Source organism: Conexibacter sp. CPCC 206217, assembly GCF_030646165.1.
Classification (GTDB): Bacteria; Actinomycetota; Thermoleophilia; order Solirubrobacterales; family Solirubrobacteraceae; genus Conexibacter.
Map to the genome: position 1 here is coordinate 609060 of NZ_JAUTDO010000003.1, position 26778 is coordinate 635837.

General features: G+C 69.9%; 25 protein-coding genes. 3 read left to right on the plus strand and 22 right to left on the minus strand.

Annotated elements, in window-relative coordinates; genetic code table 11:
* The first annotated feature begins 93 nt into the window (after window positions 1–93).
* Window positions 94–1566, plus strand: coding sequence for an NAD-dependent malic enzyme (locus Q7L65_RS11135; RefSeq protein ID WP_304721156.1), 1473 nt, complete (start codon window positions 94–96; stop codon window positions 1564–1566).
* A 102-nt stretch (window positions 1567–1668) separates the two neighbouring features.
* Here the strand turns inward: Q7L65_RS11135 and Q7L65_RS11140 are convergent, their stop codons facing one another.
* From Q7L65_RS11140 to Q7L65_RS11155, 4 genes are read right to left on the minus strand one after another with little or no spacing between them, the layout of a single operon-like run.
* On the minus strand, window positions 1669–3102 hold the full coding sequence (locus Q7L65_RS11140) for a class I SAM-dependent DNA methyltransferase (protein ID WP_304721157.1): 1434 nt from the start codon (window positions 3100–3102) through the stop codon (window positions 1669–1671).
* Window positions 3099–3962, minus strand: coding sequence for a hypothetical protein (locus Q7L65_RS11145; RefSeq protein WP_304721158.1), 864 nt, complete (start codon window positions 3960–3962; stop codon window positions 3099–3101). Before Q7L65_RS11145 ends, Q7L65_RS11140 begins: the two co-directional genes overlap by 4 nt.
* On the minus strand, window positions 3959–5596 hold the full coding sequence (locus Q7L65_RS11150; protein WP_304721159.1) for an AAA family ATPase: 1638 nt from the start codon (window positions 5594–5596) through the stop codon (window positions 3959–3961). Before Q7L65_RS11150 ends, Q7L65_RS11145 begins: the two co-directional genes overlap by 4 nt.
* Window positions 5586–7019 (minus strand): hypothetical protein, encoded by a 1434-nt coding sequence (locus Q7L65_RS11155; protein WP_304721160.1) that lies wholly within the window; start codon window positions 7017–7019, stop codon window positions 5586–5588. The genes Q7L65_RS11150 and Q7L65_RS11155 overlap by 11 nt, the downstream gene beginning before the upstream one ends.
* Before the next feature lie 858 nt (window positions 7020–7877).
* Here Q7L65_RS11155 and Q7L65_RS11160 point away from each other — a divergent pair.
* Entirely contained in the window at window positions 7878–8789 is a 912-nt protein-coding gene (locus Q7L65_RS11160; protein ID WP_304721161.1) for a TIGR01777 family oxidoreductase, read from the plus strand.
* A gap of 3 nt (window positions 8790–8792) precedes the next feature.
* On the opposite strand, the gene Q7L65_RS11165 is transcribed toward Q7L65_RS11160, so the two are convergent.
* Window positions 8793–10070, minus strand: coding sequence for a branched-chain amino acid ABC transporter substrate-binding protein (locus Q7L65_RS11165; RefSeq protein WP_304721162.1), 1278 nt, complete (start codon window positions 10068–10070; stop codon window positions 8793–8795).
* Between the two features lie 121 nt (window positions 10071–10191).
* Here Q7L65_RS11165 and Q7L65_RS11170 point away from each other — a divergent pair, with 121 nt between their 5' ends.
* Window positions 10192–11229, plus strand: a complete 1038-nt coding sequence (locus tag Q7L65_RS11170) for a 6-phosphofructokinase (RefSeq protein ID WP_304721163.1) — start codon at window positions 10192–10194, stop codon at window positions 11227–11229.
* Window positions 11230–11357: 128 nt separating this feature from the next.
* Here Q7L65_RS11170 and Q7L65_RS11175 read toward each other — a convergent pair whose 3' ends face one another.
* From Q7L65_RS11175 to dnaJ, 17 genes are all read right to left on the minus strand, one after another.
* Window positions 11358–11555, minus strand: coding sequence for a hypothetical protein (locus Q7L65_RS11175; RefSeq protein ID WP_304721164.1), 198 nt, complete (start codon window positions 11553–11555; stop codon window positions 11358–11360).
* Window positions 11556–11568: 13 nt separating this feature from the next.
* Window positions 11569–12369 carry a tryptophan synthase subunit alpha gene (trpA, locus tag Q7L65_RS11180; protein WP_304721165.1) on the minus strand — a complete coding sequence of 267 codons (801 nt, stop codon included), beginning with the start codon at window positions 12367–12369 and terminating at the stop codon, window positions 11569–11571.
* Complete coding sequence (gene trpB, locus Q7L65_RS11185) at window positions 12366–13595, minus strand: tryptophan synthase subunit beta (protein WP_304721167.1); 1230 nt, start codon at window positions 13593–13595, stop codon at window positions 12366–12368. Before trpB ends, trpA begins: the two co-directional genes overlap by 4 nt.
* A complete protein-coding gene (locus Q7L65_RS11190) occupies window positions 13592–14251 on the minus strand; it encodes a phosphoribosylanthranilate isomerase (RefSeq protein ID WP_304721168.1) in 660 nt (219 codons plus the stop codon). Before Q7L65_RS11190 ends, trpB begins: the two co-directional genes overlap by 4 nt.
* A 79-nt stretch (window positions 14252–14330) precedes the next feature.
* Complete coding sequence (locus Q7L65_RS11195) at window positions 14331–15512, minus strand: S1C family serine protease (RefSeq protein ID WP_304721169.1); 1182 nt, start codon at window positions 15510–15512, stop codon at window positions 14331–14333.
* A 66-nt stretch (window positions 15513–15578) separates the two neighbouring features.
* Window positions 15579–16373 (minus strand): indole-3-glycerol phosphate synthase TrpC, encoded by a 795-nt coding sequence (trpC, locus tag Q7L65_RS11200; protein WP_304721170.1) that lies wholly within the window; start codon window positions 16371–16373, stop codon window positions 15579–15581.
* Complete coding sequence (gene trpD, locus Q7L65_RS11205; RefSeq protein ID WP_304721171.1) at window positions 16370–17401, minus strand: anthranilate phosphoribosyltransferase; 1032 nt, start codon at window positions 17399–17401, stop codon at window positions 16370–16372. Before trpD ends, trpC begins: the two co-directional genes overlap by 4 nt.
* A gap of 2 nt (window positions 17402–17403) precedes the next feature.
* Window positions 17404–18000, minus strand: a complete 597-nt coding sequence (locus Q7L65_RS11210) for an aminodeoxychorismate/anthranilate synthase component II (RefSeq protein WP_304721172.1) — start codon at window positions 17998–18000, stop codon at window positions 17404–17406.
* Window positions 18000–19481: an anthranilate synthase component I gene (gene trpE, locus Q7L65_RS11215; RefSeq protein ID WP_304721173.1), complete on the minus strand. Its 1482-nt coding sequence runs from the start codon at window positions 19479–19481 to the stop codon at window positions 18000–18002. Before trpE ends, Q7L65_RS11210 begins: the two co-directional genes overlap by 1 nt.
* 4 nt (window positions 19482–19485) lie before the next feature.
* Complete coding sequence (hisIE, locus tag Q7L65_RS11220) at window positions 19486–20091, minus strand: bifunctional phosphoribosyl-AMP cyclohydrolase/phosphoribosyl-ATP diphosphatase HisIE (protein ID WP_304721174.1); 606 nt, start codon at window positions 20089–20091, stop codon at window positions 19486–19488.
* A 60-nt stretch (window positions 20092–20151) separates the two neighbouring features.
* Entirely contained in the window at window positions 20152–21066 is a 915-nt protein-coding gene (gene era / locus Q7L65_RS11225) for a GTPase Era (RefSeq protein ID WP_304721175.1), read from the minus strand.
* Window positions 21051–21458, minus strand: coding sequence for an rRNA maturation RNase YbeY (gene ybeY, locus Q7L65_RS11230; RefSeq protein WP_304721176.1), 408 nt, complete (start codon window positions 21456–21458; stop codon window positions 21051–21053). The genes era and ybeY overlap by 16 nt, the downstream gene beginning before the upstream one ends.
* Before the next feature lie 9 nt (window positions 21459–21467).
* Complete coding sequence (locus Q7L65_RS11235) at window positions 21468–22484, minus strand: PhoH family protein (protein ID WP_304721177.1); 1017 nt, start codon at window positions 22482–22484, stop codon at window positions 21468–21470.
* Entirely contained in the window at window positions 22484–22915 is a 432-nt protein-coding gene (locus Q7L65_RS11240) for a GatB/YqeY domain-containing protein (protein WP_304721178.1), read from the minus strand. The genes Q7L65_RS11235 and Q7L65_RS11240 overlap by 1 nt, the downstream gene beginning before the upstream one ends.
* Before the next feature lie 276 nt (window positions 22916–23191).
* Window positions 23192–24679 (minus strand): NAD(P)/FAD-dependent oxidoreductase, encoded by a 1488-nt coding sequence (locus Q7L65_RS11245; RefSeq protein ID WP_304721179.1) that lies wholly within the window; start codon window positions 24677–24679, stop codon window positions 23192–23194.
* A gap of 112 nt (window positions 24680–24791) precedes the next feature.
* A complete protein-coding gene (locus Q7L65_RS11250) occupies window positions 24792–25604 on the minus strand; it encodes a 50S ribosomal protein L11 methyltransferase (protein WP_304721180.1) in 813 nt (270 codons plus the stop codon).
* The gene (gene dnaJ, locus Q7L65_RS11255; RefSeq protein ID WP_304721181.1) at window positions 25601–26719 is read right to left on the minus strand and encodes a molecular chaperone DnaJ; all 1119 of its coding nucleotides are present in this window, start codon (window positions 26717–26719) and stop codon (window positions 25601–25603) included. Before dnaJ ends, Q7L65_RS11250 begins: the two co-directional genes overlap by 4 nt.
* Window positions 26720–26778 lie beyond the last annotated feature (59 nt).

Consider the following 26778-nt stretch of genomic DNA (forward strand, 5'->3'; position numbering starts at 1 on the left):
GCCGTTTCGCGCGTCGTTCCGCAATGCGGAATGCGCGCACCGAATGACGGTATGATCTGACGGTCCCGACGACCCACGGAGGTCCCGAACGCCATGTCGACCACGCCGAGCGCCCAGTTCTCCCTCACGATCCGCGTCGAGATCGCGGACCGTCCCGGGATGCTCGGACGCGTAGCCACGGCGATCGGCGAGGCCGGCGGGACGATCGGAGCGGTCGACCTCGTCACCGTCGAGGACGGCCTGACGATCCGCGACATCACCGCGATCTGCGGCGACCAGTCCGAGTGGGACGAGATCACCGCGGCGATCGCGGGCGTCGAGGGCACGAGGGTGCTCGACACGACCGACCGCACCTTCCAACTGCACCTCGGCGGCAAGATCGAGCAGCACAACAAGTTCCCGCTGAAGACGCGCGACGACCTCTCGATGGCCTACACGCCGGGCGTCGCGCGCGTCTGCAGCGCGATCGCCGAGGATCCGGACAAGGCGTTCCAGTACACGATCAAGCGCAACACGGTCGCGGTCGTCTCCGACGGCAGCGCCGTGCTCGGCCTCGGCAACATCGGCGCCGCCGCGGCGATGCCGGTGATGGAGGGCAAGGCGGTCCTGTTCAAGGAGTTCGCCGACGTCGACGCCTTCCCGATCTGCCTCGACACGCAGGACCCGGACGAGATCGTCGCGATCGTGAAGGCGATCGCGCCCGGCTTCGGCGGGATCAACCTCGAGGACATCTCGGCGCCGCGCTGCTTCGAGATCGAGGACCGCCTCACGGAGGCGCTCGACATCCCCGTCTTCCACGACGACCAGCACGGCACGGCGGTCGTCACGCTCGCCGCGCTGATCAACGCCGCGAAGCTGACCGGGCGGCGTCTGGAGGACATGCGCGTGCTCGTCACGGGCCTCGGCGCCGCGGGCGTCGCGGTCACGAAGATCCTGCTGTCGGCGGGCGTCACGGACATCGTCGGCTGCGACTCGCGCGGCGCTGTCCACGTCGACCGCGCCGACTACCTCGACGGCACGATGAACTCGGTCAAGCGCTGGTACGCCGAGACGACCAACGCCGATCGCCGCGACGGCAAGCCGGCCGACGTGATCGACGGGATGGACCTGTTCGTCGGCGTCTCCGGCGGGCGCGTGATGGCGGCCGAGGCCTTGGCGCGGATGGCGCCGGACCCGATCGTCTTCGCGATGGCGAACCCGGATCCGGAGGTCTCGCCCGAGGAGGCCGCGCGCTACGTGCGGATCATGGCGACGGGCCGCTCGGACTACCCGAACCAGATCAACAACGTGCTCTGCTTCCCGGGCATCTTCCGCGGCGCGCTCGACGTGCGCGCGCAGCGGATAACCGAGGAGATGAAGGTCGCCGCGGCGCACGCGATCGCCGAGATCGTGCCCGCCGAGGAGCTGCGCGAGGACTACATCATCCCGTCGGTCTTCAACCGCGACGTCGCGTCGGCGGTTGCGGAGGCGGTCAAGCGGGCGGCGATATCCGAGGGCGAGTCGCACGTGAGCGGCAACAAGATCGGCTTCGCGCCGACCGACGAGCTGCACGCGGCGGCCAGCTGACGGGCGCTTGAGCGGACCGGGGCGCGGGCGGCGGGTCCGCTCGCGCCGTCGCCGAGTGATGTCCACACGAGTGGGCCAGAATCGAACTTGGGCCTCGCCTTGCTAACGAGGCGCTGCGCGCGCCAAGTGCTCCAATGCCTTCTCGAGATCTGCTGCGATCTGTGCCGAGAGTTCCTCGACGCGTGCCAATCCCGCGATCTTCGGCTCGGCCTCGCTCACGTCCCAGGCGAGATCCAGGCGGACATCGTCGGAGGCCAGCAAATCGGCGTGCGCAAACCGACGCCAACGCAATGTCTCGGCTCGACCCACGCGACGGGGTGTGCCGTACTGGGTCACGAAGTCGTGGAGATCGTCCGCGCGCAACGGGCGCTTTTTCAACGAGAAGTGGTTCCCGGAACGCAGGTCGTAGACCCACAGCGCTCCCTCGCGCACTCTCCGCTGTTCAAGGAAAAGAACGTTGGCATTGATGCCGGAAGCGTAGAACAGGCCCGCTGGCACGCGAAGAAGCGTGTGGACATCAAAACTCTCGAGCAGCCGCCGCCGGATCGTGACTGCCGCACCACTCTCGTAGAGCACGTTGTCGGGCACAACGATCGCCGCACGACCCCCTTCACCCAGGCACGCCGCGATGTGCTGCACGAAGTTGAGCTGCTTGTTCGCCGTTCTCACCCAGAAGTCGGGACGGACGATGGTGAGCGCGTCCGCGGCGCCCGAGCCGTTGGTCGCAGCATATGTCACGCTGCCCTTCACGCCGAACGGAGGGTTCGAGAGGACGACGTCGACCTGCTCAGCTGGCGGGACTGCCAGGCTGTCGGCGCAGACGATCGGCAGCTCGTCGTCCGCGTCACCTGCGATGTCGTGAAGAAAGAGGTTCATCGCCGCAAGCCGAGCGACCTCCTGTACGAGCTCGACGCCGCGGATTGCCTTCGTACGCAGGTGTTTGCGCTTTCTTGGCGACAGCCTCGGATGTGCACGCAGGATGTGCTCGTGAGCTGCGAGCAGGAACCCGCCTGTCCCGCACGCAGGGTCGAGGATGACCTCTCCAGGGACCGGATCGACGCACTCGACCACGGCATCAATCAGAGGCCGGGGGGTAAAATACTGGCCAGCCCCGCTCTTGGTATCCCGCGCGTTCTTCTCGAGCAGACCCTCGTACGCATCGCCCTTCAGATCGGCGGAGAGTCCCAGCCATTCGGTCTCGCCGATAAGGTCGACGACGAGCAACCGCAGCTTCGCTGGATCGGAGATCTTGTTGCGCGCATTGCGGAAGATCAGACCAAGCGTTCCTCCCTCATTCCCGAGAGCGGCCAGCGACTCCCCGTAGGTGCGGTGCATCGACTCCGCATCGAGCGACGCAAACGATCTCCAGGCAAAGCGAGCGGGCAGGATCTCGTCGCCGCGCTCGTCGGCAAGCTTTAGGAACAGGAGATACGTGAGCTGCTCGACGTAGTCCGGATACGAGAGACCGTCGTCACGCAGGACGTTGCAGTACTGCCAGAGCCTGCGGACGAGCTCGTGGGCTGTGGGAGTGCTCATGTCGAAATCTCGGGGAGGTAGAAGAGGACCACGCGTTCGATCCACGTACGATCACGGAAGCGTCGGATGTATGCGGCGGCCGCGCGTGAATAGGGCTGGTCGACGCCAGCGAGTCGGATCAGCTCTCTGATCACCGTCTTGAGTGTCTCGCCCGCCGCAGCCTCGCCCTGCAGCTTAGCCTTCTCCGCCCTATCGCCGGTCAAGACATGTCCGTAGATCACGGCATACAGGTCGCGCCGATCGTCGACGAACGCCGGCCAGTCGAGGTGCAGAAACTCGCGGCTCGCCTCTACTCGTCGGATCGCCATGTCCGACCTCGCGTAGGCAGGAGCGATGGCGACGCGACCGTCAATGTCAAAGGTCAGGTGGGGCGGATCCTCGGGATCGGTGGGATCGAGCAACGCCGGCTCCTCGCAGCAGAAGGAGTCAGGCGAGCACCAGCGGTGTGCCTCATCGAGCAGCGGGAAGTGATCGCCCTTGCCCAGAACCGTGCCAGTGTCCGGGTTGCTGCGCCGGCGATTGGCGCGATGGCAGCTAAGCCGCAGATTTTCCCAGTTGAATGCCTCCCACCAATAGCCGTCATGGTCTGGCGCCTCAGCGACGCTACGCTGCGGACGGTAGTGGTCGATGTCGTCGTCGGTGCCCGGATTCTTGGACTCGGTGTACCAGCACTTGGCACCATAGGTCCGTTCGAACAGCGCCCGGAAATCAGCCCATGCGGCGCGTTTAGTCCGCATGAGTTCCCGGCGGCTGGCCGCGTCAGGGGCCGCACGCAGCTCGCCGCGAACCGCCTCCGCGGTCTCGATCAACATCTGTGCTTGAGCGTCTCTCAGCACGAGGTCGAGGTCGATGAACTTCATAACGCGGGCGGCTCAAGGGCGAACTCGCGAGCGATCTCCTCAGCCACCACATCGGCGAGCTCTTCGCGACGACGGATGTCCTCAAAGCTCACCTGCGAGGTCTCTGTCTCCACAGGACCGCCCGCAGCGGCGAATCGTGGCATAAACTGCTCCATGAACAGCTGGTAAAGCGGATCGCGATCCTGCTTCCAGAAGGCCCGCGTGTTCAGTCGGTCGGTCACCGCGCGCAGCTCGTTTCGCTCCTCCTCTGTCAACGAGTCCTTGAGCGCCAGCGATCGTTGGCGCTCAATATCACGCAGTGTCGCCCGATCGAGCCCGCCGGACGGGAGGCGGAAGAGATCGCTCGCGAGGATCGCCTGGATCCCCATCCCTCGCGGATCGTTCAGGGGTTCTTCGACAACGGCGGTGCCCTCCCCTGAGCGGCGGAAGATCCGTACCTGCGGGCGCGTGAGCTGAGCAAATACGAGCGGGTCGTGAGTGGTCAGAAGGATGTGGCAGCTATCGCGATCGACCATGAAACGGTCGAGGAAGTCAAGATATTGCGTGCTCCAGGCAGGGTTAAGATGCGTATCGGGCTCGTCGAGCAGGAAGAGCGCTTCACTACGAGCCGTGAACTTGAGCAGGCCGAGTACGAGCAGGAGCTGCTGCTCACCCTCCGACAGATCGCGGTACGTGACCTCGCCGCCGCCGGCAGCCGGTGTCATACGAACGCGCGTACGAACTTCACCGAGCAGCTTCGAAAGGTGGGTACTCTCGAGCGCCGTGAAGAATGCGTAAGGTCCGTCGTAGTGATGGTAGACGCGCTCGAGCGCGGCAGCATCACGGAGGAAGAGGTAGAGGCTCTCGACGGCCGGGTTCTTCGCAAGGTCAACCGCGATCCGTCGCGACATGCGGGACGGCATCAATGCGGCGTCGTATACGCGGTCGAGAAAGGTCTGGACTTCGCCGACCGCCTCCCAGAAGCGGGAATCACCGTCCCTGCGTGCTCCGCCCCAGGGAGGTCTTTTCAGCGCGAACAGCACGCTGTCGAGCCCATCGATCTGAAGCTTCTCCCGCAGGAACGCACGCTCGCCGCCGTCGTCATCGTCGGAGTTCATGAAGAACGCGAGCAGTGCGAATTGCCCGTGCAGCGTTTCTGCATAGAAGAGCCGTCGCAGGCTATTCGGATCGGCCGCAGGCCGCCGCATTTCGGGAGCGGTGATGATGTGGTCGTAGTACCGTTCGCGATGGCGCTCGAAGAACGCCGCGAGCCGGTCGGTTGGACCTGAATAGTACCCGAACACGAACGCGGGTCGATAGAGCGGCCCGTTCGCGTCCTCCCTGGCGAACTCCTTGCGCGACAGTCGGCGGTAGTCTCCGGCGCCCTTTGCGCGCGCGTGCACTCTCGGATACGCCTCCGCGGACGCCTCAACCTTGATGTCGTGGTCACGACAACGGTACGACAAGCGGTAGTCGAACGGTGCCGGTCTACCGAGATCGAGCTGACGGAAGATCAGCGTGAGGGCCTCGAGCAGGTTCGACTTCCCCGCGCCGTTCTCACCAACAATGACCGTGTACGGGGAGCGCTCGTCGAAGTCAATCTGAAGATCGCGGAGATTCTTGAACTCGCCGATGTAGAGCCTGTCAAGGCGCATCCGGGACCGCCCCCAGGGTCTGGTTCTCCTCGCGCTCGCCCACAGCCTCAACCGACACTCCGAGTTCGTTGCGCAGGGCGAGATAGAAGCGCTCGATCTCTCCGACGTCGTTCAAGTCGAAGCCGGCCGACCGACACAGCTCCGGGATGCGCATTGGGCCTGATCGACGCAGTGCCGCAGCGAGCTCCGGCTCGCCCAGCCGTCGCGGCTCCGAGTCCGGTTGCTTGGCCATGTTGCCCTCCTCCACGGCTCGATTATCAATAGCGCGGCGGTCCAGCGGCGGCGGCCCGCAGCGCTTCAACAGGTCCTCGGCATGCTCGTCACCCTCATTTTGGGGAACGAGCGCACCCGACACGGCGGCAGCCAGGACCTCTTTCTCAACCTGCGCGATCCGATCGAGCGAGCGGACGAGCATCTCGCGACGCACGCGTGACTCGTCGAGAAACCGACGGGCTTCGTTGGCGATTGCCCGCTGCTCATCGAGCGGTGCCACCGGGAACGGCATCTCCACGAAACGTGTGCGAGAGAGATGCGCGATGTTTGTCGACCCTCGGGCGATGCGCCTGAACTCGCCAGATCGCAGATAGTGCAGGAAGACGATGAGTGCGAACTCCGGGTCGACTTCCGGGATGGCGCGAAAGCGCACCAGCGTGTTCTGAAAGCACACGCCAGGCAGTTCGCCGCGATACATGGCGGGCCGGCCGACGAGTTCGAGACTCTGGCCCTCGTTCAGCAGGATATCGCCGGGCTCGAGGGCGTAGATCTCGGCCTCCTCGGGTGTGAAATTCATCTCCTTGACGTCGCTCAAATCGATTCGATCCTCGAGCACATTCGCCACACGCAGATACGGCCGCATGTTGGGACCACTGTGACTCGCCGGAGAGCGCTGGCGTCCAAGGCGAACCTCTCCGGCGTCTCGCACAGAGGTGAGCCGCCAGCCCGCAGGGAGGCCGGACGGCGCAATGTCCGCGGAAACAATCCGTCCCGCGACCGCGGCCGACAGCACCTCCGAATCCTGCTCGTGCGTCCGCGCGAGCGCCGTCTCGAGCGAGTCGGCCGCGGCCCGCAACTCGTCACCGCGACGCGTGGCCTCAGCGACGATTCGCCGCTGCTCGGCGAGAGGCGGCAGCGGGAACGGGAGCTGCTCGAGGCGGGCCCCGCCCAAGTGCTGAATCCCGATGCCGCGCGCGGCATCGGCAAACAAGCCCGACGCCATATAGTGGCGAAAGACGAGAAGCACGTATTCTGGATCAGCCGCGTGGGGCCGGACGCGGATGACCGTATTCTGAAAGCAGCACAGAGGCAGGTCTCCGCGCCAGATCGCAGGCCGCCCGACCTGGCTCGCGCTCCCGGAAGCCTCAGTCAGCAGGACATCCCCGTCGATGAGCGCATACACCGCCCGCTCATCCGGCGTGAAATCCATCTCCAAGACGTCGCTCAGATCAACGCCCGCTGGTGTGATATTCCCGGCCCGCACGTATGGGGTGGAGAATCGTCCGCTGTGTTGCTCAGGCGACCGCTGACGCCCGAGACGTACTCGCCCGACGTTTGCGACTGTGGTCTGCACCCAGCCAGACGGAAGCTGAGGGTGGGTCGGATCGGTCATCGGCGGCATCGAAGCAAATTTCGGGTTGGCAGTAGATCTTCGACGTGCGGTCTTGCGCCGTGGCGGCTGCGAGCAACCCCGCCATCCAACGCCTGACCTCTTGCCCTGCACACGCTGGCGCAGCGGCCGACTGCCCGCGTGACCTTGCAACCGTTCCGTGCCACGAGACGGTACCAGGGCTTGCGAGCTCTCCTTGCCGCGCTCGACATGGAGTGATCCGCCGTAGCGACCAGAGCATCGACATCAGTGTTCGACCGTGGCTTCCGCTGCACCGCTCAAGGTTCTCATTTCCGCCGCCACAAGGGGCAACGCGAACGCAACGTCTTAGCCGCAGCGCGGCACATTTCGTCAGGAGATCTCCTGCGAGTTCCCGTCGTGGCCAGTCCGGGACGCGCAATCTCCGGGAGGTTGCGCGCGAACGCTCGCGTCTCTGCACAGTGTCCGGCGTCACGACGCTCGTACCTGAGAGCGATCATGCACGTGCTATCCGGTCGCGCTCGCCGAGTCGGTCCACAAGCACTACTCGTCTCACACTCGTTTCGAGCGATACGCGCTTCACGGGACTGACCAAAGATCTGGGGCACAACACAACGGGTGGGAGCGACGAGCGTTGAACCCCCGACCCCGCCCGGGCGTAGCCTCCCTGACGGCTCAACGACGGCGGAAGGCGGCACGATGCGGGTGACGGTGACGGGAGCGACCGGGTTGATCGGCACGAAGCTGGTGGCCGCGCTGAGCGGGCGCGGCGACCAGGTCACGGTCCTCTCGCGCAATCCCGGCGCCGCGCGCGAGAAGCTCGGTCACGACATCGAGGCGGTCGCGTGGGATCCCTCCGCCGGGCCCGCGCCCGTGGAGGCGATGAGCGGGCGTGACGGCGTCGTGCACCTCGCCGGCGAGCCGGTCGCGCAGCGTTGGAGCGACGAGGTGAAGGCGCGCATCCGCGAGAGCCGCTCGGTCGGGACGCGCAACCTCGTCGCGAGCCTCGGCGCCGCCGAGCCGCGCCCGCGCGTGCTCGTGTCCGCCTCCGCGGTCGGCTACTACGGCCCGCACGGCGAGGAGCAGGTCGACGAGTCGACGCCGCCCGGCAGCGACTTCCTGGCCGGCGTCTGCGTCGCGTGGGAGCACGAGGCGCTCGCGGCCGAGGACCTCGGCGTGCGCGTCGCGCGCGTGCGCACGGGCGTCGTGCTCGATCCCGACGGCGGCGCGCTGGCGAAGATGCTGACGCCGTTCAAGCTCGGCGCGGGCGGGCCGGTCGCCGGCGGGCGCCAGTACATGCCGTGGATCCACGCCGACGACCTCGTCGGGATCTACCTCGCCGCGCTCGACGGCGACGACCGCTGGGCCGGCGCGCTCAACGGCAGCGCCCCCACCCCGGTCACCAACGCGGAGTTCTCGAAGGCGCTCGGCCACGCGCTGCACCGCCCCGCGGTCGCGCCGATCCCGCGGCTGGCGCTGAAGCTGCTCTACGGCGAGATGGAGCAGATCGTCACGACGGGCCAGCGCGCGGTGCCGAAACGGCCGCTGGAGCTGGGCTACGCGTACAAGCACCCCCAGCTGGACGAGGCGCTGAGAGCGGCGCTGAGCTGAGGGTCACCCCTCCAGCGGGTGCATGTACTTCAGCTGCCCGCCGACGATCCGGTAGGCGCCGAAGCGTCTCAGCGTCGTGTCGCCGTTGGACAGGATCTCGTAGTCACCGAGGACGGTGCCTCTGCGTCTGGTGTCGCGGAACGCGCGCACGACGTCGGCACGGTCGAGCCTGCCGTCGCCGGCCTCCTGCACGGCGCGTCTGATCGCCGCCAGCACGGCGCTCATCGCCTCGTAGCCGTACAGCGCCTCGGGCTCGGGCCGCTTGCCGTAGCGCCGCTCGAACGCCTTCGCGAACTTCTGCGCGGCGGCCGGATAGGCGCGCAGGCCGAGGACCGGACGCGTCACGTAGGTCGAGGCGGCGGCCGCGCCGATCGACTCGACGAACGCCGCGTCGACGGCCGAGCCGGGCAGGAACAGCTTCAGCATCGGGTCGGCGACCGACAGGTCCTGCCACAGCCGCACGACGCCGTCGTGCGTGTCGCCGGCGTAGAAGACCGCGTCCGGTCTCGCCAGCTCGATCTTCTCGACGAGGTCGCGCGGATCCTGCTCGTGCGGATCGACGTCCTCGCGACCGACGATCGCGATCCCGTGCGCTCTCGCGAGCGCTCTCAGCGCCGTCACGTAGTCGACGCCGACGGGATCCTCGTCGGTCAGCATCACGAGCCGTCTGACGCCCTCCTGGCGCATGTACTCGATCTGCGCGGCGGCCTGCTCGCGATCGGACGGCACGACGCGCGCGAACGTGCGGCCGTAGTCCTTGCCCTTCGGGAAGTACTTCGCGGGCGAATCCGGCACCGCGAGGTTTCTCGCGGTCAGCGCCGTCGCGGTGTCCATCGGGCTGACCTCCAGCATCCCGACCTCGTTCACGAGCGGGATCGAGATCGCGGAGGAGCTGGTGTGGAACTCGCCGAGATAGGCGATCGCGTCGTCGTCCTTCGCCGCTCTGCGCGCGTTGTCGGAGATCTGCGCCGGATCCCAGCTGTTCTCCTTCGGCGTCGCGGCGTCGAGCGAGACGAGGTCGATGTCGTAGCGGCCGGCGGTCGAGCCGGCGTCGCGCAGCGCCATCTGCTGCGCGCGCACGACGTCGAGCGCGGGCGTGCGGTCCGGCCCCTCCAGCGGCATCGAGGAGTAGATCGCCAGCCGCGTCCCGGCGACCGGTCTGCCGCTCGCGTCCTCGCCGTCGCCGCAGCCGGCGAGCAGCAGCGCGAGCAGGCACACGAGCGCAGCCAGCAGCGGCAGTGGCCGGCGGCGCGTCGACGAGGAGGAGAAGGAACGGAGCAAGCGGCTCCGATTCTACGAAGGCGCGCGTCGACACGCGGTGGTGGCAACCGCACCCCCCGTTCGTCGGGGACCTGCAACGGTCCGTCGACAGTCTCCGGAGCAGCGGCTACGGTAGGCCGCAATGCGAGTGGGGATCCTGACCGCCGGCGGCGACTGCCCCGGCCTCAACGCCGTCATCCGTGCCGCCGCGCGGCGCCTGATGACGCACGGACACCAGGCGATCGGACTGCGCCGCGGCTACCGCGGCCTCGCCGAGCACGACTGGATCGAGCTTGACCAGCGCAGCGTCTCCGGCATCCTGCACCTCGGCGGCACGATCGTCGGGACCTCGAACTACAACCCGTTTCGCGAGGAGCACGGGATCGAGAAGGTGCTCAGCCAGCAGACGCAGGACCCGCTCGACGCGATCATCGCGATCGGCGGCGAGCACACGATGATGATCACCCGGCGGGTGCAGGAGGAGCTGGGGATCCCCGTCGTCGGCGTGCCGAAGACGATCGACAACGACGTCACGCACACCGACTACACGTTCGGCTTCGACACGGCGGTGCAGATCGCGACCGACGCGATCGACCGGCTGCACACGACGGCGCAGTCGCACGACCGCGTGATGATCCTCGAGGTGATGGGCCGCAACACCGGCTGGATCGCCGTCTACGCGGGCATCGCTGGTGGTGCCGACGCGATCCTGATCCCCGAGCTGGAGCTGACGGTCGAGGAGATCTCGGCTGCGATCGCGCGCCGGCACGAAAGGGGCAAGGACTTCTCGATCATCGTCGTCGCCGAGGGCGCGCAGCTCGCGTTCGAGGCCGGCGAGCGCCAGCTCGTGCGCGCTTCGGAGGACGTCGACCAGTACGGCTATCCGCGCCTCGGCGGGATCGGCGCCGCGCTCGCGGTCGAGCTGGAGCAGCGCACCGGCTACGAGACGCGCGTCACGGCGCTCGGCCACATCCAGCGCGGCGGCACGCCGACGGCGACCGACCGCGTGCTGGCGACCAGATACGGCGCCCACGCGGCGGACCTCGTGATGCGCGGCGAGACCGACCGGATGGTCGCCCTGCACGGCACCGAGATGACGAGCGTCCCGCTCGCGCAGGTCGAAGGGATCAAGACCGTCGATCTGCGGTACTTGGAACTTGCCCGAACGTTTTTCGGTTAATCCAGGGGTGGTCGTCTGAGAGTGCCGGATCGTGGATGCTGGGCGCGATCCAGCGAGCCGATCAGACCGGGTCGTCTTTGAGGCTCGCTGGATCGTGTCCAGCGCCGCGAGCCGGTGCTCTCAGGCGATCACCAGCCGCCCTGGGGGGCGGATCCGCGTCTGGCCAGGCGTCTGTTCTTCGGGAGGTAGCTGCCGAGCGCTCTGACGCCGCCCACGAGCAGGACCACGAGGCCGGACAGGAGCAGGCCGTCGAAGCCGCTGATGCCGAGGGCCCACAGCAGGATCCAAAGGCCCAGGGCGAAGGTGGAAGCGAGTGCGAGAGGCATAAGGCGGCGAATCCTAGCGGAGCGCGTCGGACATCGCGCTCACGAGCTCGCGCACGGCGGCGGCCGGATCGGACGCCTCCGCGGCGGCCCGCACCAGGCGGCTGCCGACGATCACCCCGGCCGCCCCCGCGTCGGCCGCGGCGCGCGCCTGCTCGGGTGTGCCGATCCCGAAGCCGACCGCGACGGGCACGTCGGTCGACGCGGCGGCCCGCGTCAGGACGCCGCCGAGGCGGTCGTCGAGCGCGGCGCGCTCGCCGGTCGTTCCGGTCACCGAGACGGTGTAGAGGAAGCCGCGCGCGCCTGCGCCGATCCGCGTCAGCCGCTCCTCCGGCGTCGTCGGGGCGACCAGCGGCACGAGCGCGATCCCGCGCGCTTCGAGCACCTCCAGCAGCGTCGCCTGTTCCTCCAGCGGCAGGTCGGGCACGATCAGGCCGCTGATCCGGTGCGCGACGAGCTGGTCGCCGAACGCCTCGAAGCCGGGGCCGTAGACGAGGTTCGCGTACGCCATCAGCACGACCGGCAGCCGTTCGGACAGCTTGCGGCCGACCTCCAGCACGCCCGCCACGGTCGCGCCGGCGGCGAGCGCCCGCGTCCCCGCCTCGTGGATCACGGGGCCGTCGGCGAGCGGGTCGGAGAACGGCACGCCCAGCTCGACGAGGTCGGCGCCGCCGTCGGCGTACGCCTCGCCGATCGCCAGCGACGTCTCCAGGTCGGGGAAGCCGCCCATCAGGTACGGCATCAGCGCCGCGCGCTTGCCGCTGCCGGCGAACGCCGCCGCGATCCGCTCGATGCCGGTCTGGGTCTCCGTGCTCATGCCGCGTCCTCCGTGCCGGCCGCGATGTCGTCCGCGACGGCCGCGCCGCCGTCGCTCACGCCGCCGATCATCTCCAGCGCCTGCGCGAGGTCCTTGTCGCCGCGCCCCGAGAGGCAGATCACGTCCAGCTCGCTGCCGCCGTTGGCGAGCGCCCACGCGAGCGCGTGCGAGGACTCCAGCGCCGGGATGATCCCCTCCAGCCGCGCGAGCCGCTGGAACGCCGACAGCGCGTCGGCGTCGGTGACCGCGACGTAGGTGGCGCGACCGGTGTCGCGCAGCCACGCGTGCTCCGGTCCGACGCCGGGGTAGTCGAGCCCGGCGGAGATCGAGTGCGCTTCGAGGATCTGGCCCTCGTCGTCCTGCATCAGCGCCGAGTAGGCGCCGTGGAGGATGCCGGGGCGGGCGTTCTTCGTCAGCGGCGCGCCGTGGCGCGGCGTGTCGAGCCCCTCGCCGGCCGCCTCGACGCCGACCAGCCGCACCGATCTGTCCTCGATGAAGGCGGTGAAGATGCCGATCGCGTTGGAGCCGCCGCCGACGCACGCGATCACGCGCTCGGGCAGCCGGCCCTCCGCCTGCAGGATCTGCTCGCGCGCCTCGTCGCCGATCACGCGCTGCAGCGATCGCACGAGCGCGGGGAACGGCGCCGGGCCGGCCGCGCTGCCGAGGACGTAATGGGTCGTGGCGACGTTGGAGACCCAGTCGCGGATCGCCGCGGAGGTCGCCTCCTTCAGCGTCCGCGTGCCGGCCTCGACCGGCTCGACGGTCGCGCCCAGCAGCCGCATCCGCTCGACGTTGGGCTTCTGCCGCCGCATGTCCTCGGTGCCCATGTAGACGACGCACTCGAGGTCCAGCAGCGCGCAGGCGGTCGCGGTCGCGACGCCGTGTTGGCCGGCGCCGGTCTCCGCGATCACGCGCGGCTTGCCCATCCGCTTGGTCAGCAGCGCCTGGCCGAGCGCGTTGTTGATCTTGTGCGCGCCGGTGTGGTTGAGGTCCTCGCGCTTGAGGTAGACGGGACGTCTGACGACCTCGCTGACGCGCTCGGCGAGGTACAGCGGCGTCGCGCGGCCGACGTAGTTGCGCAGCAGCTCGCTGAGCCGCGTCGTGTACTCGGGGTCGCGGTTGGCCTCCAGCCAGGCCGCCTCCAGCTCCGCCAGCGCCGGCATCAGCGTCTCGGGCACGTACTGGCCGCCGTACGGGCCGTAGCGGTGCTCCACGGAGGTGATCATGCAGCCTGCCCTTCTTCGCTCAGCGCCGCGTCGGCGGCTCTCACGGCGTCGGAGAACTCCCCCATCCGCGCCTTGTCCTTGATGCCCGGCGACAGCTCGACGCCGCTGGCGACGTCGACCGCGAACGGCCGCACCACCCCGATCGCCTCGACGACGTTCTCGGGTGTCAGCCCACCGCTGAGGATCAGCGGCCGGTCGTGCGGCATCATCCGCGCCAGCTCCCAGTTGAACGTCTCCCCCGTGCCGCCCGGCTCGCCCTTCACGTAGGTGTCGAGCAGGCGGTAGTCGGTGCGGAAGGCGCGCGCGGCCTGCACGTCGGCGCGGTCTCTCACGCGCGCGACCTTGATCACTCTCGCGCCGGTGCGGCGAGCGACCTCGGTGCAGAACGACGGCCCCTCGTCGCCGTGCAGCTGGATCAGCGTCAGCCCGATCTCGTCGGCTCTCGCGACGACGTGGTCGAGGTGGGCGTTGACGAACACGCCCGCGACCTCGGCGCGGCGGTGCAGCGCGCTGCCGATCGCGACCGCCTCGGCCGGCTTGCAGTGACGCGGCGAGCCCGGCCACAGGATCATTCCGACCGCCCAGGCGTCCAGCTCGACGGCGCGTTCGGCGTCTTCCAGGCGGGTGATCCCGCAGAACTTGATGCGTGTGGCCATGCCCGACATGGTAGGCGCTGCGAGTCCGCGCCGACGGCCTGGCGGGCAGGTGGCGGGCTGGTGGCCGTCCGGCGGCGCGCTACGGCGCGGCGGTCTGGTCCGGCAGCTGCTTCGGCGCGACGCCGAGCGTCAGCGTCAGCTGCATCGAGGCACCGGCGCGCAGCACGCCGAGCTTGATCTGAGCGCCCGGCTGGCGGTCGGCGACCTCGGTCGTCAGCTGCTCCATCGAACGCAGCGTCTCGCCGTCGATCGAGGTCAGCACGTCGCCTCTCAGCATCAGCGTCTCGCCGTCGACCTGGCTCTCGATCGTGCCGCCCCGCAGGCCCGCCGCGGCGGCGGGGCTGCCGGGGTGGACCGCCTGCACGAGCACGCCGCGCCGCGCGCCCAGCCGCAGGCTGCCGAGCCGCTCGTCGATCGTCACGCCGGTGATGCCGACGTAGGAGTGCCTGACGCTGCCGGTCCGCTTCAGCTCCTCCAGCTGCGTCTTGGCGGTGTTGATCGGGATCGCGAACGCGATCCCCGCGCCGCCGCCGCTGCCGGTCGTCGCGATCTGCGAGTTGATCCCTATGACGCGGCCGTTGGAGTCCAGCAGCGGGCCGCCGGAGTTGCCGGGGTTGATCGCGGTGTCGGTCTGGATCACGTGCTGGATCGTGAAGCCGTTGGGCGCCCGCAGCTGGCGCTGCAGCGCGGAGACGACGCCGGTCGTGAGCGTGCGGTCGAGGCCGAGCGGGTTGCCGATCGCGATCACCGGGTCGCCGACGCGGCAGTCACTGGAGTCGCCGAGCGTGAGCGGGTGCAGCGCGACGCTGGCGGGGTCGACCTTCAGCAGCGCGAGGTCGTTCGTCTCGTCCTGGCCGAGCACGCGCGCCTTCACGGTCGTCTCGTCGCCGAAGCGGACGTTGACCGTCTTGGCGTCCCCGACGACATGGTGGTTGGTGAGGATGTGGCCCTCGTCGTCGATCACGAAGCCGGTGCCGGTCGTGGCGCCCTGCGGATCCGCCTGCTGGCGCCCGAGCGTCGAGGTCGTCTGCGCGACCGCTCCGGCGCGCACGTAGACGACGCCGGGGGCGTCGCGGTCGTAGATGTCACGGGCCGTCAGCGCAAGCGTCGCGCCGCCGGCGCCGTTGGACATCGCCGCCTGCTGGATCACGGTCGTCGTCGTGTGGTCAGCGCCGGAGACGCCGAGCGCCAACAGCGCCACGGCGACGACCGCGCCGCCCGCAAGCGCGGCGACGAAGGGGGAACGAACGAGCGCTCTCATCCGAGGTCAGTGTCGCGAGCCGCGCTGAATACGACCTAAACGTCCGCGAGCGGGCGTCGCCGCGGGTCAGAACTCGTCGTCGAGCCGCGTCAGCGCGCGGCAGGCCTGTTCGATGTCGTCGGCGCGCATCAGCGCCTCGCCGACCAGCACGGCGTCGACCCCGACGCGCTCCAGCTCGTCGAGCTGGTCGCGGTGGACGATGCCGGACTCCGACACGACCGTCTTGCCGGCCGGGATGTCGGCGAGCAGCTCGAACGTCCGCTGCACGTCGACGGTGAAGTCGGTCAGGTCGCGGTTGTTGATCCCGATCACGTCGGCGTCGACGCGCTCCAGCGCGACGTCGAGCTCCTCCTCGTCGTGCACCTCGACGAGCACGTCGAGGTCGAGCGCGAGCGCCTCGCTGTGCAGCCGCGTCAGCTCCTTCGGCTCCAGCGCCGCGACGATCAGCAGGATCGCGTCCGCGCCGACGGCCGCCGACTCGTAGACCTGGTAGGTGTCGACGACGAAGTCCTTGCGCAGGATCGGCAGCCGCACGGCCGCCTTCGCCGCGCGCAGGTCGTCGAGCGAGCCGCCGAAGTGGTGGCGCTCGGTCAGCACCGACAGCGCCGCGGCGCCGGCCCGCTCGTAGGCTCTGACGACCTCCTCGACGGTCGCCCCCTCGCGGATCTCGCCGGCCGACGGCGAGCGCCGCTTGTGCTCCGCGATCACCGAGATGCCGGGATGGACGAGCGCCTCCGCGAACGGCCGGTCCTCGCCGCGCCCGAGCAGCGACCGCTCCAGCTCGGCGAGCGGCACCTGGCTGCGGCGGTGCTCCACGTCGCGTCGGGTCGAGTCGACGATGCGTTCGAGCACATTGCTCATGCTGCTGCCAGCTCCTGGGTTTGGGACACGTATCGCTCCAAGGTCTCACGCGCGGCGCCGCTGTCGATCGCGGCCTCGGCGGCGCGCACGCCCGCCTCCAGCGTGTCGGCGCGGCCGCTCGCGTAGATGCCGGCGCCGGCGTTGAGGACGGCGATGTCGCGCGGGGCGCCGCGCTCGCCGTCGAGGATCGCACGCGTGACGGCGGCGTTCTGCTCGGGCCCTCCGCCGCGCAGGTCGTCGTAGCGCGGCGTGTCGAGGCCGACGTCGGCGGCGGTCACGGTCCAGCGCGTGATCTCGCCGTCGCGCACCTCGATCACGTCCGTCGGGGCGACCGTCGACAGCTCGTCGAGACCGTCCTGCGAGCAGGCGATCAGGACGTGCTTGGCGCCCAGCTCGGCGAACGCGCCCGCGATCGTCTCGTGGTAGTGGCGGTCGCCGACGCCGGTCAGCTGGCGCGTGACGCCGGCCGGGCTCGTCAGCGGGCCGAGGAAGTTCATCACCGTGCGCACGGCGAGCGCTCTGCGAACCGGGATCACGTAGCGCATCGCCGCGTGGTGATGGGGCGCGAACATGAAGCCGAAGCCGATCTGCTCGACGCAGCGCGCGACCGCCGCCGGCTCGAGGTCGATGTTGACGCCGAGCGCCTCCAGCACGTCGGCAGCGCCGGACTTGCCGGTCGCCGAGCGGTTGCCGTGCTTGGCGACCGCGCAGCCGGCGCCGGCCGCGATCAGCGCCGCGGTCGTCGAGATGTTGAAGGTCTGTCTGCCGCCGCCGGTGCCGACGACGTCGAGCAGATCGTCGCGCTCGATCGTCACGTGGGTGGCGAACGCGCGCATCGTGCGCGCCAGGCCGGTCAGCTCGCCGACCGTCTCCCCCTTCGTGCGCAGCGCGATCAGGACGGCGGCGATCTGGGCGTCGGTGGCGTTGCCGCTACAGATCTCGGCGAGCACCGCCGCGGCGGTGTCCGCGCTCAGGTCCTCGCCCGAGGCGAGCGTGTCGATCGCGCGCGTGAGCAGGTCGGCGGCCATCGTCAGATCGCCGCCGGCTCCGCGTCCGGGACGGCCTTGCCGCCGAAGAGGAAGTTGCGCAGCAGGTCGTGGCCCTGGTCGGTCAGGACCGACTCGGGATGGAACTGGATCCCCTCGGCCGGCAGCGTCTTGTGGCGCAGCGCCATGATCACGCCGCCGCCGCGGGCGGAGACCTCCAGCACGTCCGGCAGCTGCTCGTCGACGACGAGCGAGTGGTAGCGGCCGACCGTCAGCGGCGACGGCAGGCCCGCGAAGACCGTGCGGCCGTCGTGCTCGATCGGCTCCGTCTTGCCGTGGACGGGCTTGTGGCGGATGACCTTGCCGCCGTACGCCTGGCCGAGCGCCTGGTGGCCGAGGCAGACGCCGAGCACCGGGATCCCGGCGGCGGGGAAGCGTCTCAGCACCTCGATCGAGATGCCGGAGTCGTCGGGGGTGCAGGGGCCGGGCGAGACGATCACGCGATCGTAGCCGCGCAGCAGCAGCTCCTCGACCGAGGCGTGGTCGTTGCGCACGACCTCGACCTCCGCGCCCAGCTCGCCCAGGTACTGGACGAGGTTGTACGTGAACGAGTCGTAGTTGTCGACGACGAGGACGCGCATCAGGGCCACTCCGGCTGCGCCGCCGCCAGCTCGATCGCCTGCTTGACCGCGCGCGCCTTCGCCTCGGACTCGCGGAACTCGTAGTCGGGCTTCGCGTCAGCCACCGTGCCACCGCCGGCCTGGACGTGCGCGACGCCGTCCTTCACGACCACCGTCCGGATGTGGATGCACGTGTCGAGGTCCCCCGTGTATGACAGATAGCCGATCGCGCCACCGTAGCCGCCGCGCTTGACGGGCTCCAGCTCGTCGATGATCTGCATCGCGCGGACTTTCGGTGCGCCGGAGAGCGTACCGGCGGGCAGGATCGAGCGCAGCGCGTCGAGCGGGCCGATCCCCTCGCGCAGACGGCCGGAGACGCGCGAGACGATGTGCATCACGTGGCTGTACAGCTCGATCTCCATGAAGCCGTCGACTCTGACGCTGCCGTACTCGCTGACGCGGCCGACGTCGTTGCGCCCGAGGTCGACGAGCATGACGTGCTCGGACGTCTCCTTCGTGTCGGCGAGCAGGTCCTCCGCCAACTGCGCGTCCTCCTCGGCGTTGGCGCCGCGCGGGCGCGTGCCGGCGATCGGGCGCGTGCGCACGATCCCGTCTCTGTACGTCAGCAGCGGCTCGGGGCTGGCGCCGGCGATCTCGAAGTCGCCGAAGTCGAGGAAGTACATGTACGGGCTCGGATTGACCGCGCGCAGGCCGCGGTAGATCGAGAACGCCTCGATCCCGACCTCGGCCGACCAGCGCTGCGACGGCACCACCTGGTAGGCGTCGCCGGCGTGGATGTACTCGACGATCCGCGTGACCATGCCCTCGAACTGCTCGCGCGGCATGTTGCTTCTGAAGTCGACGGTGCGGTCGCGCCCGGGCGCCGGCGGGCGGTCCGGGCGCGGGACCGGTCCGGACAGCTTCCAGCGGACCTCCTCGATCGCCTCGACCGCGGCGGCGTAGGACTGCTCCAGGTCCTCCGCCTCGGCGTCGACGTTGGCGAGGATGTGCAGCTCGTGTCTGAAGTGGTCGAACGCGACGATCACGTCGGTCAGCATCAGCGCCATGTCGGGCAGGCCGACCGGGTCCGGGTTCGGCTCGCCGAGCGGCTCGACGGTGCGCACGAGGTCGTAGCCGAAGAACCCGACCGCACCCCCGGAGAACGGCGGCAGCCCCGGCGTCTGCGCCTGCCTGGCCTTTGCGACCTCCTCCGCGGCGAGCGCGTAGGGGTCGCCCTCGTCGCCGAGCGACCAGCGCAGCACGCTGCGGGGGCGGAAGCCGATGAACGACCAGCGGCCCATGCGGCCCTGTTCGGCCGACTCCAGCAGGAACGACGGGCCCTCGCCGCGCAGCTTGAGGAACGCCGAGACGGGCGTCTCGATGTCGTCGACGAAGGTGTGGCGCAGCGGCACGAGCGTGTGCGCGCGGGCCAGCTCGCGGACCTCGTCGAGCGACGGGGTCACGCGCTGGGCGGTTGCGGGCGGCTGGATGGGCGGCGTCATCGGCTCAGCGGCTGCGCTCGTCGAGGATCCGCTCGGCGTCGACGAGCGACAGGCCGCGCGAGTGCAGCAGCACCGAGAGGTGGTAGATGACGTCCGCGGCCTCGTTGGCGACGCGCTCGTCGCTCTCCTCGCGCACGGCGCGCACGACCTCCTCCGCCTCCTCCTCGACCTTCTCGCCCGCGAGCCGCGGGTCGGCCAGCAGCTTCGCCGTCCACGAGCCGTCGGGTCTGGCGGCGGCGCGCTCGGCGATCGTGCGCTGCAGTTGGGGCAGCACCTCATAGGGCGCGGCCGGCGTCATGTCGCCGCGGTGGAAGCAGGTGCGGTCGCCGGTGTGGCAGGGGGGACCGGACGGCTCGACGAGCGCGACGATCGCGTCGCCGTCGCAGTCGAGGCGCAGCGCGCGCACCTTCTGCGTGTTGCCGCTCGTCGCGCCCTTGTGCCACAGCTCGTTGCGGGAGCGGCTCCAGAAATGGATCTCGCCGGTCTCGCGCGTCTTGCTGAGCGCCTCCGCGTTCATGTAGGCAAGCGTGAGGACCTCGCCGGTGCGCCAATCCTGCATCACGCACGGAACGAGGCCGGAGTCGTCGAACGCGACGTCTAGATCGGGCATCGGTCGGTGGATTGTATTGGTCGGCGGGGCTGATGCGCGGCGCGAGCGGATGGCGCGTCGCTACTCGATGCCGAGGCGGTCGAGCAGACGCTCGTCCGTACGCCAGCTCTTGCGCACGCGCACGGTCAGGTCGAGGTGCACGCGCGTGCCCAGCTCGCGCTCCAGCTCTCTGCGCGCGGCCGTACCGATCGCTCTGATCATGCGGCCGCCGGCGCCGATCAGGATCCCCTTCTGCGACTCCGTCTCGACCAGCGCGACGGCGCGCACGTAGATCAGGTCCGGGTCGTGGTCGTCGATCTCGCCGACCTCGACCTCGACCGCATGCGGGACCTCCTGGCGGGTGCGGCGCAGCACCTGCTCGCGCACCAGCTCGGCCAGCAGCACGCTCTCGGCCTGGTCGGATCTGTCCTCGGGCGGGAAGAAGAACGGGCCCTCGGGCAGCATCGACGCGAGGTGGCCGACGAGTGTCTGCACGCCGTGTCCCTTGGCGGCGGAGATCGGGAAGATCTCGTCTGCGACGTCGAGGTCGGCGGCGGCCTGCAACACGATCGCGGTCTCGTGCTTGTTGCAGCGGTCGATCTTGTTGACGGCAATCACGACCGGCACGGGCGCCTTCTTCAGCAGCTGGGCGATGAAGCGGTCGCCGGGGCCGATGCCCTGCTCGGCGTTGATCAGCATCAGCGCGGCGTCAGCGCCGCGCAGCTCGCTCTCGACGCGGCTCTGCATCCGCTCGGTGAGGATGTCGCGCGGCCTCTGCACGCCGGGCAGGTCGACGAGTATGAGCTGGTGGGCGGGCGTCGTGCGGACGCCGCGGATCGCGCGGCGCGTCGTCTGCGGCTTGTCGGAGACGATCGCGACCTTCGCGCCGACGATCGCGTTCGTCAACGTCGACTTGCCGACGTTGGGGCGGCCGGCCAACACGATGAAGCCGCTGCGGGTTCTGTTCTCGCTGATGTCCATCAAGGTCTGACCCATCGAAGCAGCTCCGCCTGCAAGGCGAGCATCTCGCCGTCGTCGACCTCGTGGTCCATGCCCGTCAGATGCAGCGCGCCGTGGACGACGGCTTCGCTCAGATCCTCGGTGTGAGGCGGGCAGATGACGACGTCGCCGAGCTCGCGCGGGCCGTGCACGGGCGCGCCGTCGTCGAGGCCGTCGATCGGGAACGACAGCACGTCGGTCGGCGAGTCCTTGCCGCGATGGTCGCGGTTGAGCGTCTGAATCGTGTCGGGGTCGACGAACGCGACCGCGACGTGGCCGTCCTCGATCCCCGCGGACGAGAACGCCAACCCGCACAGCTCCTCGACGTCGATCGCGGTCAGCCCGTCGATCTCGGCGTCATCGAGCCCGATGACCTCGACTTCCAACATCCCGGCAGCCTACGCTCGCCTGCGATCGGATGCTGGCCTCAGCTCCGGGGCGAGTCGCTGCTGGTGCTCGTCGTAGGCGGCGACGATCCGCTGCACCAGCTTGTGGCGCACGACGTCCTCGCCGCCGAAGCGGACGAAGTCGATGCCTCTCACGTCGGAGAGGATCTCGCCGACGGTGACGAGGCCCGAGCGCTGGTCGTTGGGCAGGTCGATCTGCGTCACGTCGCCCGTCACGACGATCTTCGAGTTGAAGCCGAGGCGCGTGAGGAACATCTTCATCTGCTCGGGCGTCGTGTTCTGCGCCTCGTCGAGGATGATGAAGGAGTCGTTGAGCGTGCGGCCGCGCATGAACGCCAGCGGCGCGATCTCGATCACGCCGCGCTCCAGGTGCGCGGACACTCTCTCGGGATCCATCATGTCGTGCAGCGCGTCGAACAGCGGCCGCAGGTACGGATCGACCTTCGCCATCAGGTCGCCGGGCAGGAAGCCGAGCCGCTCGCCCGCCTCGACCGCCGGGCGCGTGAGGATGATGCGATTGACCTCTCGCCTGCTCAGCGCGGCCGCCGCCATCGCGACCGCCAGCCACGTCTTGCCGGTGCCGGCCGGGCCGACGCCGAACGTGATCGTGTTGTTGCGGATCGAGTCGACGTAGCGCTTCTGGTTGACGGTCTTGGGCGCGACCTTCGTCGAGCGGTGGCGCCAGATCACGTCCTCCAGCACTCTGCTGGGCGACTCGTGCTGCTGCAGCGCGCCCTGGATCGCCTGGATCGTGCCAGGGGCGATCTCATGGCCGCGCGAGACGAGGTCGGAGACCTCCTGGACGACCTGCGCGGCCGCCTCGACCGCCTCCGGCTCGCCTTCCAGCGTCAGCACGTTGCCGCGCAGCCAGACCGCGCAGGCGAGGTTGTCCTCGAGCGTGCGCAGGACCTCGTCCTGCGTGCCCGACAGCTCCGCCGCGACCGCGTTGTCCAGTTCCAGCTTGCGCTTGACCGTCGTCGCCGCTCCCGATGCGCTCGTGCCTGGCACTACGACGCCAGCGCCTCCCGCACGCGCGCCGAGACGCGCTTGCCGTCGGCGCGACCGCCGACGCGGGCCATCGTCGCCTTCATGACGGAGCCCATGTCCCTCGGCGAGCTGGCGCCGGTCTCCTCGATCGCGGCGCTGACGGCCGTGTCGATCTCGGCGTCGGACAACTCCGCCGGCATGTAGCCGGCGATCAGCTCCGCCTCACCGGACTCCTGCTCTGCAAGCTCTTCGCGACCGCCGTCCCGGAACTGCTGGGCGGCGTCGAGCCGGCGCTTGCGCTCACGGCGCAGCACGGCCTGCTCGTCGGCGTCGCCTTCCTTCGCGGCTTTCTGCAGCTCCGACAGCACCAGCCGGAGCGCGCCTACGCGCGTTCTCTCGCCCGCCTTCATCGCGGCGGTGATGTCTGTTCTCAGCTGTTCGACGACGGTCACGGTCCATCAAGGATAGCCGGGCCGGCGGCGCCTTCGCGGGGGCGTCCGCGCTGCTCGCGGAAGGCTCGGCGCGGGAGCAGACACGAACCTGTTGGTCTCCCCTGCCGAGCGTGAATTGGACCTTTTCGATGCCGCTCCTCCGTCCTACCTTCAGGACCATGCTCGGCATCGCCCGCATCAGCACCGGCGGCGCGCTCGCCCAGCACACGGTCGCGGCGCTCAGACGCGCGGCCGGCGAACTGCGCGCGGGCCGCGATCCGTACGTGAGCTGAGGCGTCAGTCGGCGGCGGGGGGCGGCGCTCTGGCTCTGGCTCTGGCTCTTGGGAGCGGTTCCGGCGCCGGTCTCCCTCTCGCGGGCGGCTCGGCGGCGGCGCTGGCTCTCGCTGCCGCCGATCTGGCTCTCCCGGCGGGTCTCGCTCTCGAGGCCCTCGCTCTCGCTCTCGCTCTCTCCGGCCCGCTCCCGTTGCTGGGCGGCCCCGGATGCTCCAGCTCCGGCGGGTTGCCGATCTGGCCCAGCTCGGAGGTGTCGCGGGGGAACAGGAGCGAGACGGTCCAGTCGACCAGCAGGCGCGACTTGCGGTGCCAGCCGGGCATGTTCGCGAGGTGGTAGGTGCGGGCCAGGAACCAGGCCGGGAAGCCGCGCAGTCTGATCCCCATCGCGCTCGCGACCGCCTGGTGGCGGCCCATGTCGACGAAGACGCCCTTCGTCTTGTAGGTGAACGGCTTGACGCTGCCGCTCCCGCCCAGCTCCGCGGAGACGTTGCGCGCGACGCGTCTGCCCTGGCGGATCGAGTGCTGCGCGGTCGGCGGCGACAACTCGCCCTTGCGCGCGGGATCCGGAACGCCGGCGGCGTCGCCGATCGCCCACACGTTGCGATGGCCGGCGACCCGCATCGTCTGGTCGGTCTCGATGCGGCCGGTTCTGCCCAGCAGCGGCAGGTTGAGGCGGGCGACGACGGGGCTCGGCTTGACGCCCGCGGTCCATGCGAGCGTGCGGCACGGGACGACCTCGCCGCCCTTCAGCGTCACCGCGTCGGCGGCGACCGCCTCGATCGTCGTGTTCGTGCGGATCTCCATCCCGCGCCCGCGCAGCTCGCGCTCGGCGAACGCCGCCAGCCGCGGCGCGACCTCCGGCATCACGCGGTCGCGCGCCTCGACGAGCATGAAGCGCACGCCCTGCACGCGGCAGCGCGGGTAGAGGTCGATCACGTCGGTGACGAAGTCCTGCAGCTCGGCGATCCCCTCCAGGCCCGCGTAGCCGGCGCCGACGAAGACGAACGTGAGGTACTGCGCGCGCTCCTCCGCGTCGTGGATCGTCTCGGCGATCTCCAGCGAGGTGACCGCGCGGTTGCGCAGCGCGATCGCCTCCGAGAGCGTCTTGAAGCCGACCGCGTGCTCCGCCAGGCCGGGGATCGGCAGCGTCCGCGAGATCGACCCGAGCGCGACGATCAGCTGGTCGTAGTGGAGGTCGTGCTTGCGGCCGTCGAGCGAGTCGACCGTGACGCGGTTCTGTGCGGGATCGGCGCCGGTGATGTGGCCGAGCCACAGATCGGTGCGTCTGAGCTGCTCGCGCAGCGGCACGACGACGTGGCGCGGCTCCAGCGTCCCGGCCGCGGCGCCGGGCAGCAGCGGCGTGTAGAGCATGAAGTTGACGTCGTTGACGAGCGTGACGCGCGCCGCGTGCGCCGGCAGCTGCTTCTCGAGCGTGCGAGCGGCGTAGTACCCGCCGAACCCGCCGCCGGCGATGACGATGTCCCAGGCCATTGACGAAGCCTATGCCCGGATCGCCGTCGAGCCCAACGTCGCGCGCGCCGATTCTGGTTGGCTCCCGGCCGTGATGCTGCGCACCGAGGCGGCCTGCGGCGTCGACGGTCGCTCACGCGACGGTCAGCAACAAAGCGGCCCACTCTCCCAGCTCCAGGCGGGAGCGTTCTCTCAGGCCATGGCGCTCGAACGCCGCGGCGATCTCGTCCGCCTCGTGGACGAGCAGTCCGGACGCGATCAGGCGTTGCGGGGGCTCGGGGAGGTTCGCGGCGTACTCCAGCAGCAGCGGGCGCAGCAGGTTCGCGAGCACGGTCGGGGCGGCGGGCATCGTCTCCGTGCGCAGGTCCCCCCTGCGGACGTCGAGCGTGACGCCGTTGACGGTCGCGTTCTCGATCGTCGCCTCGACGCTGAGCGGGTCGTAGTCGATCGCCACGACCGGTCCCCAGCCGAGCTGCGCCGCGGCGATCGCGAGCACGCCGGAGCCGCAGCCGACGTCGACGAGCGGGCCGCGGGCGCCCTCCTGCGCCAGCGACAGCAGCAGCTCCAGACACAGCCGCGTCGTTGCGTGGGAACCCGTGCCGAACGCCTGCGCAGGGTCGATCACGAGTTCGACGGCGGCGCCCAAGGCCGGCTCCCACGGCGGGCGCACGACGAGGCGGTCGCCGAGCACGAGCGGCTTGTGGAAGTCCTTCCAGCGCTCGTTCCAGTCGTCGGGCAGCTCGCTCGTCGTGACCTCCACGAGTGCGCCGCCGACGGCCGCCTCCAGCTCCGGCAGCTCCGGCAGCTCGCCGGGCGGGCCGTAGACGGCGTACTCGACGAAGTCGCCGCGGTCGACCTCCTCGACGCCGCTCGGCGCCAGCTCCAGCAGCTCGGCGAGCGCGATCTCGGCGTCCGCTCGCGCCACTCTCAGCGCGAGGCGGATCATGCCCCGAACGCCCGCTTGAGCTTGGAGAAGACACCCTCGTCGTTGCGCAGGTTCTCCTCGCCCAGCGTCGCGCTGAGGCGTTCCATCAGCTCCCGCTGCTCGTGCGAGAGGCGCCGCGGGATGACGACGTTGACGACGACGCGCAGGTCGCCCCTGCGGCCGCGTCGCAGCGCCGGCATGCCTCTGCCGCGCAGCGTCAGCGTCTCGTGCGGCTGGGTGCCGGCCGGGACCTCCAATGCGACGGGGCCGTCGAGCGTCGGGACCTCCAGCGTCGTGCCGAGCGCGGCGAGCGGCGCGGCGACGTCGATCGCGGTGACGAGGTCGTCGCCGTCGCGGACGAAGCGCTGGTCCTCTCTGACGCGCACGAGCACGTACAGGTCGCCGGGCGGGCCGCCGTGCTCGCCGGCGTGGCCGCGCTCGGACAGGCGGATCCGCTGGCCGTCGGAGATCCCCGCCGGCACGTCGACGCTGACGGTCATGCGCGAAACCTTGCGGCCGCGGCCCTGGCAGGTCTTGCAGGGCGACTTCGGCACGCGGCCGTCGCCGTGGCAGACGTCGCACGCGGTCGCGCGCACGACCTGGCCGAACGGGGTGCGCGAGACGGTCCGCAGCTGGCCGGAGCCGCCGCAGCGCTCGCAGGTCTCGATCGGCGTGCCGGGCTCAGCGCCGTTGCCGTGGCAGGTCTCACAGCGCACGACGGCCTCGTACGCGACGTCGACCGGGGTCCCGGTCGCCGCCTGCGCCAGCTCGATCGTCGCCGTGACGGCGATGTCGCCGCCCTGCGCCGGACCGCCGCGGCCACCCCCGCCGCCGAACACGTCGCCGCCGAAGAAGGCGTCGAAGATGTCGGAGAAGGAGCCGAAGCCGCTCGGCTGGAAGCCGCCGTTTCTGAGGCCGTCGGCACCGTAGCGGTCGTAGGTGGCGCGGCGCTCGGGATCTGAGAGCACCTCGTACGCCTCGGCCGCGGCCTTGAACTTCGTCTCGGCCTCCGGGTCGTCGCTGTTGACGTCCGGATGCAGTTCGCGGGCGAGGCGGCGGAAGGACTTCTTGATCTGCTCGCCGTCGGCGTCGCGCGGGACGCCGAGGCGCTCGTAATAGTCGCTCGCGATGGACACCCCCTCATGGTATGTGACCGGTGAGAGAACGGTCTCCAGCGCGCCCGGATGGCGCCTTG

What these genes read in the sequence shown, in the direction of transcription:
- trpA (WP_304721165.1), bottom strand. Translation starts at nt 12,369, where the DNA reads ATGAGCACGGAGACCCAGACCGGCATCGAGCGGATCGCGGCGGCGTTC.
- ybeY (WP_304721176.1), bottom strand. Translation starts at nt 21,458, where the DNA reads ATGTTGGAAGTCGAGGTCATCGGGCTCGATGACGCCGAGATCGACGGG.
- trpB (WP_304721167.1), bottom strand. Translation starts at nt 13,595, where the DNA reads ATGATCACCTCCGTGGAGCACCGCTACGGCCCGTACGGCGGCCAGTAC.
- Q7L65_RS11175 (WP_304721164.1), bottom strand. Translation starts at nt 11,555, where the DNA reads ATGCCTCTCGCACTCGCTTCCACCTTCGCCCTGGGCCTTTGGATCCTG.
- trpC (WP_304721170.1), bottom strand. Translation starts at nt 16,373, where the DNA reads ATGAGCAATGTGCTCGAACGCATCGTCGACTCGACCCGACGCGACGTG.
- Q7L65_RS11210 (WP_304721172.1), bottom strand. Translation starts at nt 18,000, where the DNA reads ATGCGCGTCCTCGTCGTCGACAACTACGACTCGTTCACGTACAACCTC.
- trpE (WP_304721173.1), bottom strand. Translation starts at nt 19,481, where the DNA reads ATGACGCCGCCCATCCAGCCGCCCGCAACCGCCCAGCGCGTGACCCCG.
- Q7L65_RS11150 (WP_304721159.1), bottom strand. Translation starts at nt 5,596, where the DNA reads ATGCGCCTTGACAGGCTCTACATCGGCGAGTTCAAGAATCTCCGCGAT.
- Q7L65_RS11140 (WP_304721157.1), bottom strand. Translation starts at nt 3,102, where the DNA reads ATGAGCACTCCCACAGCCCACGAGCTCGTCCGCAGGCTCTGGCAGTAC.
- Q7L65_RS11190 (WP_304721168.1), bottom strand. Translation starts at nt 14,251, where the DNA reads ATGGCCACACGCATCAAGTTCTGCGGGATCACCCGCCTGGAAGACGCC.
- Q7L65_RS11135 (WP_304721156.1), top strand. Translation starts at nt 94, where the DNA reads ATGTCGACCACGCCGAGCGCCCAGTTCTCCCTCACGATCCGCGTCGAG.
- Q7L65_RS11145 (WP_304721158.1), bottom strand. Translation starts at nt 3,962, where the DNA reads ATGAAGTTCATCGACCTCGACCTCGTGCTGAGAGACGCTCAAGCACAG.
- Q7L65_RS11245 (WP_304721179.1), bottom strand. Translation starts at nt 24,679, where the DNA reads ATGGCCTGGGACATCGTCATCGCCGGCGGCGGGTTCGGCGGGTACTAC.
- Q7L65_RS11155 (WP_304721160.1), bottom strand. Translation starts at nt 7,019, where the DNA reads ATGGATTTCACGCCGGATGAGCGGGCGGTGTATGCGCTCATCGACGGG.
- trpD (WP_304721171.1), bottom strand. Translation starts at nt 17,401, where the DNA reads ATGGCCGCCGACCTGCTCACGCGCGCGATCGACACGCTCGCCTCGGGC.
- era (WP_304721175.1), bottom strand. Translation starts at nt 21,066, where the DNA reads ATGGGTCAGACCTTGATGGACATCAGCGAGAACAGAACCCGCAGCGGC.
- hisIE (WP_304721174.1), bottom strand. Translation starts at nt 20,091, where the DNA reads ATGCCCGATCTAGACGTCGCGTTCGACGACTCCGGCCTCGTTCCGTGC.
- Q7L65_RS11195 (WP_304721169.1), bottom strand. Translation starts at nt 15,512, where the DNA reads ATGAGAGCGCTCGTTCGTTCCCCCTTCGTCGCCGCGCTTGCGGGCGGC.
- Q7L65_RS11160 (WP_304721161.1), top strand. Translation starts at nt 7,878, where the DNA reads ATGCGGGTGACGGTGACGGGAGCGACCGGGTTGATCGGCACGAAGCTG.
- Q7L65_RS11250 (WP_304721180.1), bottom strand. Translation starts at nt 25,604, where the DNA reads ATGATCCGCCTCGCGCTGAGAGTGGCGCGAGCGGACGCCGAGATCGCG.
- Q7L65_RS11170 (WP_304721163.1), top strand. Translation starts at nt 10,192, where the DNA reads ATGCGAGTGGGGATCCTGACCGCCGGCGGCGACTGCCCCGGCCTCAAC.